The sequence below is a fragment of the Nocardia sp. NPDC058518 genome, from assembly GCF_042719655.1.
Classification (GTDB): domain Bacteria; phylum Actinomycetota; class Actinomycetes; order Mycobacteriales; family Mycobacteriaceae; genus Nocardia.
In genome coordinates this window covers 144,410-158,212 of sequence record NZ_JBHXNJ010000011.1, presented here as the reverse complement: position 1 = coordinate 158,212, position 13,803 = coordinate 144,410, and the positions used below count along the sequence as shown (strand labels likewise).

Genomic DNA, 13,803 nt, shown 5'->3' with positions numbered 1-13,803 from the left:
CGCGCGGTGTTGTCAGCCATGGTGGGGCTTGGCGAACTCCTCGATCAGCACGGGATACTGCTCCCCGCCGTGCCCCGCGGCGATCGACCGGTCCGCCATCGCCTTCATCAGCTTCGGGAGTTCGGCGTTGACGCCGAGCGCCTCGCACTCCTCGATCAGGTGGGCCATCGTTCGCGCATCGGTCTCCAGGGCCGCCACCTCGGCCGGGAACGATCCGCTGTCGATCTGCTCGGCATAACCGGGCAGCCAAGTGGCCACCCCGGTCGCCATCAGCTGCGCGAACGGGGCGAACGTCGCGGCGTCGACACCGGCGGTTCTGAGCATCGCGGTGCCCTGGAGCCAGGCGTTGAGGATGCTCCACATCATGGTCAGGCCCGCCACGTCGTACAGGGAGGCGAGGCCGTGGTCGGCGCCGAGGTAGGTGACAGTGCCCAGCGCCTCCAGCGTTGACCGGTGGGCGTCGGAGTCCGCCTGTGGACCGCTGTGCAGAATCACCGCGTCGGGGGTTCCGATCGCCTGGGGGATGGCCATGATCGCGCCGTCCAGGTAGTTGGCGCCGCGCTGCGCGAACCAGCGGGCGGTTTCGCGGGCCTGCGCCGAGTCGCCCGAAGTCAGGTTGAGCAAGGTCGTGCCCTCGACATCGTTGGTGCCGAACAGTTCACGCACGGCCGGGTAGTCGGTGACGCAGATGATGGTGATCGAGCCTGCCCGCAGCGCGTCACCGATGGTCGGCGCGAGCCGCGCACCCTCGGCGATCAGCCGGTCGGCCTTGGTAGACGTCCGATTCCATACGGTGGTGGGATGTCCGGCGGCGAGAAACGCGCCGGCGAGCGACTGACCCATGAGCCCGAGCCCGATGACGGTCACAGATGTTTCGGTTGCGTTGTTCATGGCAGCATCATCAACGTTGATACCGGTATGAAGGTCAAGTGAGGTTGCGATGCGAATCGGTGAACTGAGTACCCGCACGGGCGTCAACGCCCACCAACTGCGCTACTACGAGGCCCAGGGCCTGATGGCCGCTGACCGCAGCCCCAACGGCTACCGCGAATACGACGAAACCGCCCTGCTCCGCGTGCAACAGATCCGCCACCTACTCGGCGCAGGCCTGTCCTCCGACGACATCGCCTACCTCCTACCCTGCGCGGAAGGCGAAACCCCCACCCTGCCCGCCTGCCCAGAACTGCTCTCCGCCATGCGAACCCGACTCCACCGCCTCGACGACCAAATCGACCGCCTCACCCGATCCCGAGAAGCCCTCACCGTCTACATCGCCGCCGCCGAACGCACAACCAGCGACACCTACCCACCCTTCGACGGAACCGAACCAGTTCCAGCCTGAACAATTTATGGCGACACCGCCGAGGCGGGTCGAGGTGTAATAGTTCATGTAGTACAATTTGGCTATGACTACCGCTCGTCCCGGCGCCACCACCAACGTCTCGGTGTCGATGCCATCGGATCTCCTGTCCGCGGTCCGCGACCGGACGGGCAAGCGCGGCCTCTCGGCGTATGTCGCCGAAGCGGTGCGGCACCAACTCGAGATGGACGGGCTTGGGGAGATCGTCTCGGACTTCGAGTCGAGCCACGAGCCTCTCACCGATGCGGAGGTGCAAGCCGCAGCTGAGGAGCTTTTCGGACACGGCGCCAAGGGCTCCGAACAGGGAGCCGCGTGACGGAACGGAGTGTTCGGTCGGTAGTCCTGGATTCCGAGGCTCTGTCGCTGTTGCTGCGGCATGACAGAGCGCTCACCGCTCGCATCGAAGCAGCCAGGCGGAACAGCATTCCTGTACGGGTATCGGTGCTGACTATCGTCGAAGCCGTTCATGGAAAGACGGACATGGGCAGGCTGAGCTGGTTGCTTTCGCGGCTGCGAGTCGAGGAGGTAACCCAGGCTGATTCGCTCGATGCGGTGCGTCTGCTGCGTGAGGCAGGCGGTTTACACGGACACAAATACGCGATCGACTCGCTGGTGGCGGCGATGGCGCTGCGCAGCCCTGGACCGCCAGTCGTTCTCACATCCGACCGTGATGATTGGGAGCGACTCTGCGGAGATCGCGTCCTGATCGTCGACGTATAGAGATCATCGCGACGTTGGCCTGCGCACGTAGCGCGAGTGCCGACGTCGGCCTCGGTGTCGCGCCGATGCGGCTCAGAACACGGTATCGCTGATGTTAGTAACACCGCTGATACCTGTTTCTGGCCGATGTTATCCGCGCCTTCGTTCGGTGAACATCGCGATGTGCTTGGACAGGCGGTGCTGGAGTTCGGTGGGTGGGCGGGGGATGACGGTGAAGTTGTCGGCGTCGTGGTGCTGGATGAGGTAGCGGCCGTCGTTCGGATAGTCCAGCCAGAGAAAGGCTTTGCCGTCGGTGGTGGGGCGCGAGTCCACCTGGTAGCCGGGGTAGACGGTGATTTCGCCGGTACTGGTGCGGGGCGGTGGAAGAATCGTTGCGTCTGTTCGACGGGGGACAGGCGCGTGGGGTGCCGCGCGTAGGTGGCGGTGTCGAGGTCGCTCTCCAGCCTGCGCCCAACCCGACCCTAAGCAACTATCCGCCGTCGATTCGCGATGACATCCTCGCCGACGCCGAGGTCCTTTATGCCGCCGCGTGAGCAACGCACCAACTCGCTCCACCTCGCAGATATCGTCATCGCGGCCCTCACCGTGATCCGCTGGTCGACCAGCATGGCGACGGCTGGAGCACCACCGAATTCCCGCAGCATCATCCGAGTTCGTTGAAATCCACGAAAGTCGCCCTATCCGAGCGGATCGGCGGGCCCACCGTGCCACTTCTGCTTAGTCTGCGTAGTGGTACTCGATTTGATTGTCGGCGACAGCGACACCTTGTCGGCGTAAACTATCGACTACCTGCCGGGTGTATTTTCGTGCCGGCTGGTAGTGGGTGCTGTGATCGCTGATCAGCACGATCTTTCCCTGGCTAGCTGCAATTTCGCCTGCGCCGGCGACTGGCTGGCCGGCCAAGAAGCTCGAATGATGGAATTCGCCGATGATATGGTATGGCGCCGAGTACAGATAGCCGTCCTTGTCCATTGCAAAGATTGCTCGACCGCCCTGGGGGGTCCACAAAGTTTGCGCTGATGCGGTGTCGAACAAGTCGCCCTTGCTGTTGTGCAGCAAGCCATTGTAGCCGAATAGTCGAAAATCTCTGCGCTTGTTGTCGTCGAGATATTCAACCTGCTTTCCTTCCCAGACATCATTTCCTGCGAGATGCTCTCCCCGGAATGGCGGCAGAATTGGTGTCGTCTCGTAGCGGGTTGAAAGCGGCGAAGGCGGTGCATCATTGCTGTCGATATGGAAAATTATCTCCGGTTCCAATCGATCGGTGTCGGTCAGCTCTCGGAGAACTTCCACGGGGTCGCGGTCCGCGCTTCCGCTTGCGACCAGGACGTCGTCGCTTCCTTCCCAGTAGGGCGAGAAGAAGCCGACAGTGGCGCCAGAATTAAGGCGCAGCAGTAAGAACGGGCCATCCTCACTATCGCGATTGAATATCCGAGAAATCCTACCTTCGACCTCATTGACCGACAGTGCAAGTCGGGCAATGGGTCGGAAGTTTTGAAAATTGGACAGGTCATCGACTGGCAGTTCAACGTACGGGGGTGTCGGCCACGGTCGCATCGAGTCCATGCCTTCGACGACTCGCAGTAGGAAGTTGCGTAACTCAGTTGGTGGTTGGCGCATCGGAACAAGGCTTGGCAACGGCGCCTGCCGGCGAAGGCCGTCGGTCAGGGCGGTGTATTCCTCGGCTGCGGTCAGGGTTTCGATCGGTTCGACCAACAATGCATTGGCAATACGTGATGCTAATTCCTCATTCAAATCCGGTTCGAACTGAATTCGATAGAAGATTCTCTGAACTATTCCATTCCAATAATCCATCAGAATCCCTTCAGTGCCGCGATGCTTCGAGCCGGATTTGGTCGGTGGTGAGCTGGATCCCCAGCCTGCGGATATGGTCGATGGCCTGCAATGTATGACCCCGTTCTGGTCGGTAATGTCCACTCGAGTCGCTGAGCGTCTGTATCACCCCATTGATTACAACAAGTTCGCCGGCAGCGGCTACGGGTGAGCCGGCTAGGAAACTTGAATGATTGAATCGGCCAGGGGCATGTTCCAGCGCGGCGTAGAGATTGCCATTTTGATCCATCACGAAGATTGCGCGCCCGGAGATGCCCCATGATGAACGACCTACAGTGGTGTCGAACCGTTGGCCGTTCGAGTTGTATAGGATCCCATCTCGAATCTCGATGCGGAACGGACGACGCGCTTGCTCGTCGAGATACTCAACGTTCGAGGGCGGAGTTTCCCACACCGTATTTCCGGGAAGATGTTCGCCAACATATTGATGATGCATGTCTTGCGTTTGGAACGGAGGTCCTGCGCGGTACGCCGTCGCTCCGAATTCATCCTCGGCTCGTTCTGGTCGACTGTTGTCGGGCGTTGTAGGAATGGCGGGCGGTCGGTGTGGAGTTGGAGCGGGTGTGTTCCTGGATGGAGCGGGGGCGGGTGTGTTTACAGCAGGGGTCGTTGTAGGAAGCGCGGACGGTCGGTGTGGAGGTGGAACGGGTGTGTTCCTGGATGGAGCGGAAGCGGGTGTGTTTTCAGCAGGGGCACGCGAAGGTAATCCGAGTAGTCTGCGCCAAGACGGTCGCGGGCCGCTGGATCGGGACGGTCTGTGGTTGGGATTAGGTGCGCCCCAAGACTGATAATCCCGCGGTGGTTGCGACTCGGAATGTGGCGCTGCTGTACTGAACGGGGCGCTGGTCGGGCTTGTGAAAGATGGCGCCGGTGGCGTGTTCGGCCGCGTGGGCGTGTTCGATTCTGGCGCGCGGAAGTCGGGTCGATGAGGGGGCCGTCCACTGTTGTTCGGCAATGAAGCTACCGGGGGGGCGCTTCGGCTGTTCGTTGCGAAATCCGTATTGCTGACAAACGAATTGGCCTGCCACGGTGGGGCAGTCGGAGCGGCAAAGGCAGCCCGATCAATGTCGCTGCTGACCTGCCGAAGATCGCTGGCTGACAGGGTGTCAGTGGTCGGTTCAAGGCCGAGCTGCTCACGCAACCGTGAGGTAATGGCGGGTATGTCTGCGTCCGGATGAGTGGTCCCGGGCGCCCCGGAGTCGTCCACCCGCACCTGCATGTCGGCGTCAGCCGGATTGTCGACCGGGACGAGGTCGACCATGACCCACTCACCGTTGATGAACTGGTGGCCGCCGTTGAAGGCGAGGTCCGTTGCCAACTGAGCGCGTTCGCTCAGTTCCCTGATGGTGTGTGGGTTCAGCGACGCGCTTCCGCTGAAGTGAACGGCGATACGGAGGAGAGTTAGTGGTTGTCCGAAGAAGTCAGGTACGCGGCGGACTTGAAATGACCTGCCACTGTTCTGATTTCTGATTTGAGTAGATCCGTTCCCCGTAGTGGCGCTGGCGCGGATCCGTTCGCGCGCGCTCCTGGACCTCGCGGCGTTCTCGAGGTCTTGTGGCGAGCGCGGCGCGGACGACGGGTTATTCGAATCACTGGTCGGCGGGGTTCGTGGTGGACTCGGGTCCTCGATAGACGCGGCGATGTCAGCCCGGTGGACTTCGTGGGAACGCCTGTCCGCCGGTTGGGGAACTGCGGTTTGTTGTGTGCGCGGCGCCGCCGCAATCGGGCCCTGTTGTACCGGGGTAACGGCTGTGCTGTCAGCAGCAGCCGGAACAGCTGGACGTTGAGGCGGCGCCGAGTCCGGCGAGGGGCCAGTGGCGTTCGGCGGTGAGTTCGGCGGTTGATTTCCGGCGCTGTTGTGACCGCCGGATTGGCGCGGCGGGGGGTTGTTCAGGCTTGGAAGTTGCCCGCCTTGATCCAGACTCCGTCCTGACGGTGACGAGTCATCGCGGTGCCTGCTGTTCTCACTGCCATCGCGTCCTCCTTCCCGTCCGCGACCTTCACCGAGTAGTCCGCCTTGTTGATTGTCAGGGACCGATTGAGATTGTGATCCGCCCCGCCGAACCGGTACGTCACTTCCTGGTCGGTCTCCGACTCCAGCCGGAACACCAGATACATTGCCATAGACTGAACTCCATTCATCGATGTTCTCGCCAGTATGAGAGTGCTGCATCGCTTCCCAGTTGAAGCTCAGATTGGCGAACTGGTGAGCTTCCTGATACGGCGCCCCGGGATGGCTTTCATAATATTGCGCTTCGGCCAGCTCATGCTCTAGCAGGACGATGTCGTCGGGGGTTGCTCGGCCGAGGGACATCCGCATCCAAGCTTCGGCGATATCGGCATATGCGTCGTATCGTCGATATTCGATCCCGATGTCCTTACCGTCATCGTCGGTGATCGATAGCGGGTGCTCTTCCCTGAAGAGGTGGTTTTTGATGCGCTCGAGTTCGGCCCTGCCGAATCCCACCGAGCCGTCATGCCTTGGCACATCAGCGAGTCCGGCGACCATACCGTCGAGGTCGGCATCCGTACTGCGGATGTGGTCGTAGGCGTTGTTGGCCCAGGCATCCTGCGCCTCGGTGTCGTAGGCATTGCGAGGTCGCCTGGCGCCACCAGCCTCGATATACGGTGATCCACCGGCAGGTGAAGGTGCAGTTGACTCCGGCGTGAGCGATGTAGAAGGTGACTGCGGCGTCGGTGTGGTGTCTGGACTCGGAGGGGGTGCCGGGAGGCTCGACGGGCCTGCTGGCGCAGATGGTGGGGTCGACGGTGGTGTGGAAGTTGTGGGAGATGAGGTCGACGGGTTGGTGTCCGGGACGCTCGCTATTCCTACACCTCGAATGTCTCCATTGCCGGCCACGTGCCGTTGCGCTGCTGACTCCACGCTGCCCTCGCGGCCACCTTGTGGGTTGGTGACCGGGCGCACTCCTCCGTCAGGGTGCTGCGAACGCAGGTTCTCGCGGGCTGTGCGTGCCTGGTTGGCGTTGTCTACCTGCTGCGGGTTCGGGGTTGATTGTGTCGGAGTGGACGACTGGTGAGAAGCGGGTGTTGTGCTGTCGGCGGGAACCGGTGATGTCCCAGGGGTCGACGGCGGTGTGTTGGTTGGCGCAGGTGGCGAAGTCTGGGCCTGGTTGACCGATGACTGCGACGTCGGCGCCGAAGTGCCGTCTGTGGGATGGGAGGTGGTTCCTGGAGTGTTCGGCTCTCGAACCGTCGGTGAGCCTTGCGGCGCGGTCGCAGCCGGAGTGGAGTCGCTCGGTCGATCGCCTACTGCTCGATCGTCCCCTCCGCGGGCCATGTCCCCGTGTTCCGGCTCTGTTCGTACGCCCACGACGTCGCGACCGCTGACACTCGGTCGGTCGGCCGGTGACGGATCGGATTCTTGGTGATCTCGACTTCCTGGGTTATCCCCGGATCGTCCGGGCTCTCCAAGAAGGTCAGGTGTACTCGGTACACGATCGTGTTCTGGTCCTCGAACCTGCGTGTCAGGTGAATTCGGCGCTGTTTCGGATACACCTGGTAGCCCTGGGGCGGTAGGCCCGCTTCCGTCGTCGCGTCGAATTCCTCCGCGATCACCGGCATCGCCATGCTCGAGTGCGCCGTGATCACCCCCGTAAGTTTGTTGATCACGTAGTTCCCCAAGCCCATTCCCCGCTGGGCGTCCTCCTCCGGCGACAGCATCGGCTGACAAATCCAGCCGTGTTTGCCCTCCAGGATGCTGTACTCCTGGCTCGGACCGAACACTTGGGCCAGCAAATGTCTGGCCTGTTCCCTGGTGGGTACTGGTTCCGCCATGGGGCGATCCTCCGTTTGCATCGATGGGTATGCACTCCAACGCCGCCGAGTCGTTGGTCAGGTATGCCGGTGGAGCGTCGAATGTCTGCCCGGACTGCGGATCCCACCACACCGGGCCTGTTGCTCCCGGTGGGAAGACGATCACTGTGGCGTGACCGCCGCGGAACACCGGTGAGCCGTCGTTGTTGTAGAGCTTGTTGCCGTTCTGATCACGCGCATGCCACCTGGTTCCGACCATGGCCGCAGAACCAGGGCCGAGGCCGGCGATGTAGTTGTGCAAGGCCTGGTACTGGTCCGGAATCGGCATTCCAGAGTACGACGCCCAGTTCGCGCCCAGGCATGCTGCGGCACGGTTGCGTCCGTTCCACTCTCCTGACACGTTGTCCGGCTGACCATTCGGCAATTGGTCGGGCCACCGGGGCGCGGACACCCGAGGAAGGCCGTAGAACGATGACAAGGCTGACAGCGAGCAGTCGAGGCAGTTGTTGCCGCGGCCGGGAACGGTGCGTCCGCCATCGTTGGTCAATTGTCCGTACGGGTGGGTACGTGGGTCTGCGCCCTGGATAAAGCTGTTGCCCGCGCGGAGGGAGTCTTCGACCCGAGCCTGATGCGCGGGATCCTCGACATCGGCGAGTTCGCGATGATCGATCACCCTGGAATCGGCGGGGTCGCTGAAACGCGCAGGTGTATTCGCGCGGGCGATGTCGTTGCTGATCTCGCGAAGATCGTTCGGACTCAGGGTCTGGCCGGGCGCGGCGGGGAACAAGCCCATGTGATCGCGGAGCGCGTTGGCGGTGCTGGATGGCTGATCGGGAGCCAGGGATGTGTCGGCGGTCGCCGGATCGGTGGTGAATTCCACGTCGACCAGGAATTGGTCACCGCTGAGCAGACGACTGCCGTTGTTGAACGTCGCGTCGACGGTTGCCTGGATGCTCTCCACCGCTTGGCGCAGTTCGCTGGGCGACATCGAGTGGGCGTTAGGGATGTGGGCGCGGATCGTGGCGACGGCAACCCATTGGTTGCCACCGAGGTGGAAGCGGCGGATTCGGTAGGCCGGTGGACGCTGGACGAATGGGCTCCGATTGGCGTCGACCGCGGTGGTGCGGCCGTCCTGAGATGGCAGATTGCGCAGCGATTCTCGAAGTTCGCGAGCTTGATTTCGCGGCGGCTGGTTGGTGGTGCTCGGTGTGTTGGGACTGCTGGTCGGTGTGGGGTTGGGACCGAATAGTTGATGGGTGTTCGGTGAGTTCGGTGTAGTGGGACTGGTGCCGAGAGGCTGCTGTTGAGGCGGCGATGACGATGACGGGATGGTTGCCGGTGCACTGGCTTGGTTCGGCGTAGTTCTGGGGGTGCTCGAAGCAGGTGGCGGTGTCGTTGATGAGGCCGAGTGCGGGATGTTCGGGGATCCGGTGGCTGCCGGAGCTGATGTCGCCGGCCTGACGGATGACGGTGCTGACGTCGGGGTTTGGTTGATCGGGGGTGCCGGCGTGGATGTCGGTGTGGCGGTGGGAGGCGGGGTTGACGTGGTGGGTGTTGTTGTGGCGTTCGCGGTTTGAGTTGGGGGAGCCGTGGTTGTGGTGGCGGTCGCTGTCGATGTGTCCGTGGAGGACGGACGGGTTGTGTCGGAGTGGGTGGGGTTGTTCGTCGGGGTTGTCGGTGTGGTGGTGGGGGTCGGCGAAGTGGTTGTCGCGGCGGGAGTCGAGGTCGGCGATTGCTGAGGGGCCGACTCCTGGGTAGTGGTTGCAGCGGGGGGTGATGTGGTCGGTTGTTGGGTGGTCGAGTCGGGTGTGGTGGTCGGGCCGGTGGATGCTGTCGGTGCGGGTGTGGGTTGAGGATTCGCCGGTGTGGTGTTCGATTGCCCGTTGTCGCTCGGAGTCGGGTTCTGTTGTCCGGTAGTGGTATTCGGGCTGTTGTCGGTGGGGGCGTTCGGCTGGGGCGACGAATCCTGGTTCGGGAGGTCCAGTGATGAGCCGGTCGGGTTGGGTGTGGTCTCGCCGGTGAGCGATGTGTTCGCGGGATTGTCCGAGGGCGAGGTGTCGCCGGTCGATGGTGTTTCGGCCGGGGCGTTGCTGTTCGGGGTCGACGGCGAGTCGCCGGTCTGGGGCGTTCCGGTCGGGGTGTCGCTGCCCGAGTTCGACGGTGTGGTGTCGCCGGTCGGCGGGGCCGGGTTGGACCCGTTGTCGTTCGGGCTGGACGGCGTCGGGTCTCCGGCGGAGGGGGATCCATTGGACGAGGGTGAGGTTTCCCCGGCGTCGGGTGATCCGGTGGATCCGTTGCTGTTCGGGTTCGACGGTGCCGAGTCACCGGCGGGCGGAGTCGCGTTCGAGCCGTTGTCATTCGGGTTTGTGGGTGCGGATTCGCCTGGTGCTTGGGTGTTTCCGCCTTGCTGAGTTGCACCGTCCCCTGTAGGAGCCGTGGATGCTGGGTTCGTCGACCCGCCGGTGTCGCCGCTGTTCGGACTTGTCGGTGCGTTCGGGGTGTTGTTGCCGGATCCGTTCGGGCTCTGATCACCGGAGGGGGTATCGGTCCCCGCGGGCGTGGTGGCGCCGGGAACGTCGGTGCCGACATCGGGAACGGTGGGGGCCGTGCTGTTTCCGCCGTGACTGCTGGATTCCAGCGCGCTCTGGACGCCACCTGCTCCCGCGCTGGTGAAGGTGTCTACGCCCACATCCAGTTCGAATTCCCGGCCGAGGAAGGCCGCGCCCACTCCGGCGGTAGCGACTTGGGCGGAGAGGTCGGCGCCCAGTTCGGTGACGGTGCCGCCGACTACCTTGCCTGCGAGTTTGCCTGCCGTCGAGGATGCGACATCGCCTAGTGCGCCGGTGCCGCCGCCGAGTAGGCCGCCCGCCGCGCCGCCGACCGCGCCGCCGAAGGTGGCAAGGCCGAGGTCGGTCCAGCCGAATTTGTCGGCCGAACGGTCGCCCTTCGCTACCTGGATCAAGCGTGCGCCGAGGTCGGTGCCGCCCTCCTCCAGTGCTTCGAATGCGGCGCCACGCAGGGCCAATCGGGCTGCGGCTTTCGCGGCACCGCGGGTGAGCATGCGGGCGATGAGCTGTTTGATCGCTACGCGCACCGCCACTTGGGCGGCCACCCGGGCGGCCACACCAGCTACGGCACCGACACCTGTCCACGAGGTCGCGATCGCCGCACCGATCTCCACCGCGGCGATGATCATCGTCGCGATGATCACCAGTTTGGTGTGTTCGATGTCGTTGGCGCCGTCTTCGAGTAGCTCGGCCTGTTTTTCGCACCACTTGCGGACCGCGGCGAAGGTCGCTTCGTCGCCCGACAGCAGTTTGTCGCGGAAAGTGGTGATGGCGGTGTGGGTTTCGCCTTCCGACAGCGCTGTCAGAGCGGCGTTCAGCGCGAGTGCGGCATTGTCGTCGACGGTATCGAGGGTGTTCGCCATGGCGGTCCACCCATCGGCGACACGGCGCATGGCTGTTTCGTCGCCTTCGGGCCAATCACCCGCGCCGAGAATGTATTTGGCTACCCAGGCCAGCTCGTCGGGGATCTCGATGCCCATTTACAGCGACCCCGTGGCCTTGTCGATCTCACCGGCACGTGTGGTGTCCTGGGCCTGCAGCGCTTCGGCGACGGTGACCATGTTCTCGCCCAGTTTGGTCATCACCGTCGCGAGGCCGGTCACCGCCTTCTGGCCGGGCTCGACGCCGGGGGTGTAGTTCTTGGCGAACGACTCGCCGATCTCGTCGTTACCCCAGCACTCACCCTCCGCCGCGATCACCGCCGCCAGCTTCTGGGCGCCGGTGGTGATCGTGTCGGCGACCGAGGTGAACGACGGCTGGGTGCCGCGCAGCGCTTGCGGGTCGGCCTTCAGCGAGCTCATCGGAGGTATCCACGGTTGCGGAAGTATTCGCCCTCGTCGTCGTCGGTGTCATCGACGAGGCGGTGGCGTGCATCCGTGACCGGCTCGGGGGCCGGTGGCGGTGGCGGGGTCAGCTGGGCGACGAGGTCTTTCATGCTGGGGGCGCCCGGGATCAGATCGGGCAGGTCCGGCATGTTCGAGCTCATGTCCGCCAGTGGGGCGAGCGCTTGCTGTTGGGTCTGGGCGGCTTGCGCGGCCACCTGGGCGATCGCCTCGGTCACCGATCGGCCGAGGGATTCCGGGGTCGATCGTTTGAAGGCATCCGGCTCGATGTGGACCTCCGAGATCCCCGCGATGGTGCCGGAGGCGCGGACCAAGCTGTCCGCCGACCAGACGGTGACGAGCTGGGTGGCCTGGGACTGAGCATCGAGCAGCGCCGATTTCTCGGCGGTATAGGTATCCAGCATCGAATCGATCTGCGCGCGCAACGCATCGTTGGAAGCTCGCGTCGGCGCCGACCAGTCGTCGTTCATGAGATCCTCGATCTGTCGGAATGCACGTCGATAGATTGGACGCGCGGGAGGCGCTGGGGGTTGCATGATGTGATGTACGTCTCGTGCGTGGATGCGGATCTTCACGAAGCCGAAGTATTCGACTCCGGCCGAGATGTCCGCCGTCGGAGGTGGGGCTCAGCGGTCGGCGCCACCGGCCAGACGTCCCTTCGCCTTACGCCGCAGCTTTTTCGCCCATGTCGGCCCAGCTTCGGCCCGGCCTTCCGGGTCGAGCAATTCACTGTCGGCGAAGATGCTCTCCTCCTCGGCGATCTCCTCGCGGTCGAACGGCATCAGAGTCCGGCCTGTCTCGCCGCGCAACCGCTCGATGACCTCGATCAACGAGCAGTCCCCGATCTCCTCGACTCGGCAGCCCAGATGCTCGGCAACCAGATCCTTACGCAGCTGCCGGATCTCCGGCGCCACGTCGTGTCCCTGCAATTCCCGGTCGATCACCAGATCGCATTCCGAGTCGAACCCCATCGATCGGTTGTTCAGGTTCGACGACCCGATCCGCAATACCCGGTCGTCCATCACGAATACCTTGGCATGCACATAGATCGGGCTACCGTCTTCGGCCACCGGGTAGTAGACGCGGAATCGTTGATGCGCATCGGCATGCCAGAGCAGCCGCAGTAGCCGCTGCCGCGCACCGTCCATCGCCTTCTGTTCGAGCCACCCGCCGGCATTGCGTGGCAACACGAGCACGATCTCCGGGCAATCCGGGTCGGCGAGTCGCTCGATGATCGCCTCCACGATCACCCGCGACGCCAGGTACTGGGTTTCGATGTAGATCAGCGAACGCGCGCACCGAATCAGCCGCAGATAGCAGGCTTCGACTTCCCTTACTTCCGTGCAGTCCCCGTATTCCGGCCTGCTGCGCGCGATGGCGACCCGCACATCGGTGAAGGTCGGCACAAGGAAGTCCGGCCAGATCTCCCCGACCTCGCCTTGCGTCGGTTCCACCGGCGAACCACCCGCGCTCACCCACCGTTCCCGTGCGAGTTCACCCAGCGCCCGCGCCACCGGCCCCTCCACGGCGGTGGTCACATCGTGCCAGGGTCCGTGTTCATGCTCCCCGGGGTCACGACGCCGCGCATCGTGGGCGGGATGTTCACGCGTATCCCATCGCTGCGCCGTCATGTCGATGCCACCGCAGAACGCGAACGCGTCGTCGATCACCACGATCTTCTCGTGCTGCGCGGAGCCCACCGGATGCCGCGAATCCGCCATCAGATGCAGTCGCTGTTCGGTCAGCCAGTTGGTGATGCTGATCGGCACCATCCCGCGTTGCAGCCCGTAGAGCATGCCGATGTTCCACTTGAGCAGATATACGTCGAGTCCGGGTGTCCGCTGCACCAGCCAGGCCAGGAAGTCCCCGAGCCGGTTGGGCCCCGGCACCGTGGGATCGCCGCGCTCGAGTTCGATTCGGCTGTCGAAATCCCACCCGATCAACATGATCTGATGCCGCGCACCCAGCATCGCCGCCTTGGCGGTCCGGAAATAGTCAGCAGCGTCGACGATCGGGCGTACTCGATTCGCCTGTTCGATCCGCCAGCACGTCTGCCCCGCCACCACGATCTCATCGCCGCCACTCACCCCGACAGGTTACTCACGGGGCGCGCCTGCCGACCGTTCTCGAAACGGTCGCGTGAGAGGTCACGAGTCCGGAGGATCGGCCGGCCGGTACTCGATGC

10 protein-coding genes are annotated in these 13,803 nt (G+C 63.7%); 3 read left to right on the top strand and 7 right to left on the bottom strand.

Annotated elements, in window-relative coordinates:
* Window positions 1–12: 12 nt before the first annotated feature.
* On the bottom strand, window positions 13–891 hold the full coding sequence (locus ACFWPX_RS20455) for an NAD(P)-dependent oxidoreductase (RefSeq protein WP_378928713.1): 879 nt from the start codon (window positions 889–891) through the stop codon (window positions 13–15).
* 49 nt (window positions 892–940) lie between these two features.
* Between ACFWPX_RS20455 and ACFWPX_RS20450 the strand changes: the two genes are divergently transcribed.
* The 3 genes from ACFWPX_RS20450 (at window position 941) to ACFWPX_RS20440 (ending at window position 2,080) form a co-directional block, all read left to right on the top strand.
* Window positions 941–1,342, top strand: a complete 402-nt coding sequence (locus ACFWPX_RS20450) for a MerR family transcriptional regulator (RefSeq protein WP_378915863.1) — start codon at window positions 941–943, stop codon at window positions 1,340–1,342.
* 64 nt (window positions 1,343–1,406) lie between these two features.
* The gene (locus ACFWPX_RS20445; protein ID WP_378915865.1) at window positions 1,407–1,676 is read left to right on the top strand and encodes a hypothetical protein; all 270 of its coding nucleotides are present in this window, start codon (window positions 1,407–1,409) and stop codon (window positions 1,674–1,676) included.
* Window positions 1,673–2,080, top strand: coding sequence for a PIN domain-containing protein (locus tag ACFWPX_RS20440; protein ID WP_378928712.1), 408 nt, complete (start codon window positions 1,673–1,675; stop codon window positions 2,078–2,080). Before ACFWPX_RS20445 ends, ACFWPX_RS20440 begins: the two co-directional genes overlap by 4 nt.
* Window positions 2,081–2,209: 129 nt before the next feature.
* Here the strand turns inward: ACFWPX_RS20440 and ACFWPX_RS20435 are convergent, their stop codons facing one another.
* The 6 genes from ACFWPX_RS20435 to ACFWPX_RS20410 all read right to left on the bottom strand — a co-directional run bounded on the left by ACFWPX_RS20435 (window position 2,210) and on the right by ACFWPX_RS20410 (window position 13,705).
* The gene (locus ACFWPX_RS20435) at window positions 2,210–2,635 is read right to left on the bottom strand and encodes an ESX secretion-associated protein EspG (RefSeq protein WP_378928711.1); all 426 of its coding nucleotides are present in this window, start codon (window positions 2,633–2,635) and stop codon (window positions 2,210–2,212) included.
* Window positions 2,636–2,797: 162 nt separating this feature from the next.
* Window positions 2,798–3,895, bottom strand: coding sequence for a hypothetical protein (locus ACFWPX_RS20430; RefSeq protein ID WP_378928710.1), 1,098 nt, complete (start codon window positions 3,893–3,895; stop codon window positions 2,798–2,800).
* 10 nt (window positions 3,896–3,905) lie between these two features.
* Complete coding sequence (locus ACFWPX_RS20425) at window positions 3,906–11,255, bottom strand: toxin glutamine deamidase domain-containing protein (RefSeq protein ID WP_378928709.1); 7,350 nt, start codon at window positions 11,253–11,255, stop codon at window positions 3,906–3,908.
* Complete coding sequence (locus ACFWPX_RS20420; protein ID WP_378928708.1) at window positions 11,256–11,576, bottom strand: hypothetical protein; 321 nt, start codon at window positions 11,574–11,576, stop codon at window positions 11,256–11,258.
* Entirely contained in the window at window positions 11,573–12,088 is a 516-nt protein-coding gene (locus tag ACFWPX_RS20415; RefSeq protein ID WP_378928707.1) for a YbaB/EbfC family DNA-binding protein, read from the bottom strand. Before ACFWPX_RS20415 ends, ACFWPX_RS20420 begins: the two co-directional genes overlap by 4 nt.
* 156 nt (window positions 12,089–12,244) lie before the next feature.
* On the bottom strand, window positions 12,245–13,705 hold the full coding sequence (locus ACFWPX_RS20410; protein WP_378928705.1) for a phospholipase D-like domain-containing protein: 1,461 nt from the start codon (window positions 13,703–13,705) through the stop codon (window positions 12,245–12,247).
* Window positions 13,706–13,803 lie beyond the last annotated feature (98 nt).

Coding starts and splice junctions, on each gene's coding strand:
- ACFWPX_RS20455 (WP_378928713.1), bottom strand. CDS start 891: ATGAACAACGCAACCGAAACATCTGTGACCGTCATCGGGCTCGGGCTC.
- ACFWPX_RS20450 (WP_378915863.1), top strand. CDS start 941: ATGCGAATCGGTGAACTGAGTACCCGCACGGGCGTCAACGCCCACCAA.
- ACFWPX_RS20445 (WP_378915865.1), top strand. CDS start 1,407: ATGACTACCGCTCGTCCCGGCGCCACCACCAACGTCTCGGTGTCGATG.
- ACFWPX_RS20430 (WP_378928710.1), bottom strand. CDS start 3,895: ATGGATTATTGGAATGGAATAGTTCAGAGAATCTTCTATCGAATTCAG.
- ACFWPX_RS20425 (WP_378928709.1), bottom strand. CDS start 11,255: ATGGGCATCGAGATCCCCGACGAGCTGGCCTGGGTAGCCAAATACATT.
- ACFWPX_RS20420 (WP_378928708.1), bottom strand. CDS start 11,576: ATGAGCTCGCTGAAGGCCGACCCGCAAGCGCTGCGCGGCACCCAGCCG.
- ACFWPX_RS20415 (WP_378928707.1), bottom strand. CDS start 12,088: ATGAACGACGACTGGTCGGCGCCGACGCGAGCTTCCAACGATGCGTTG.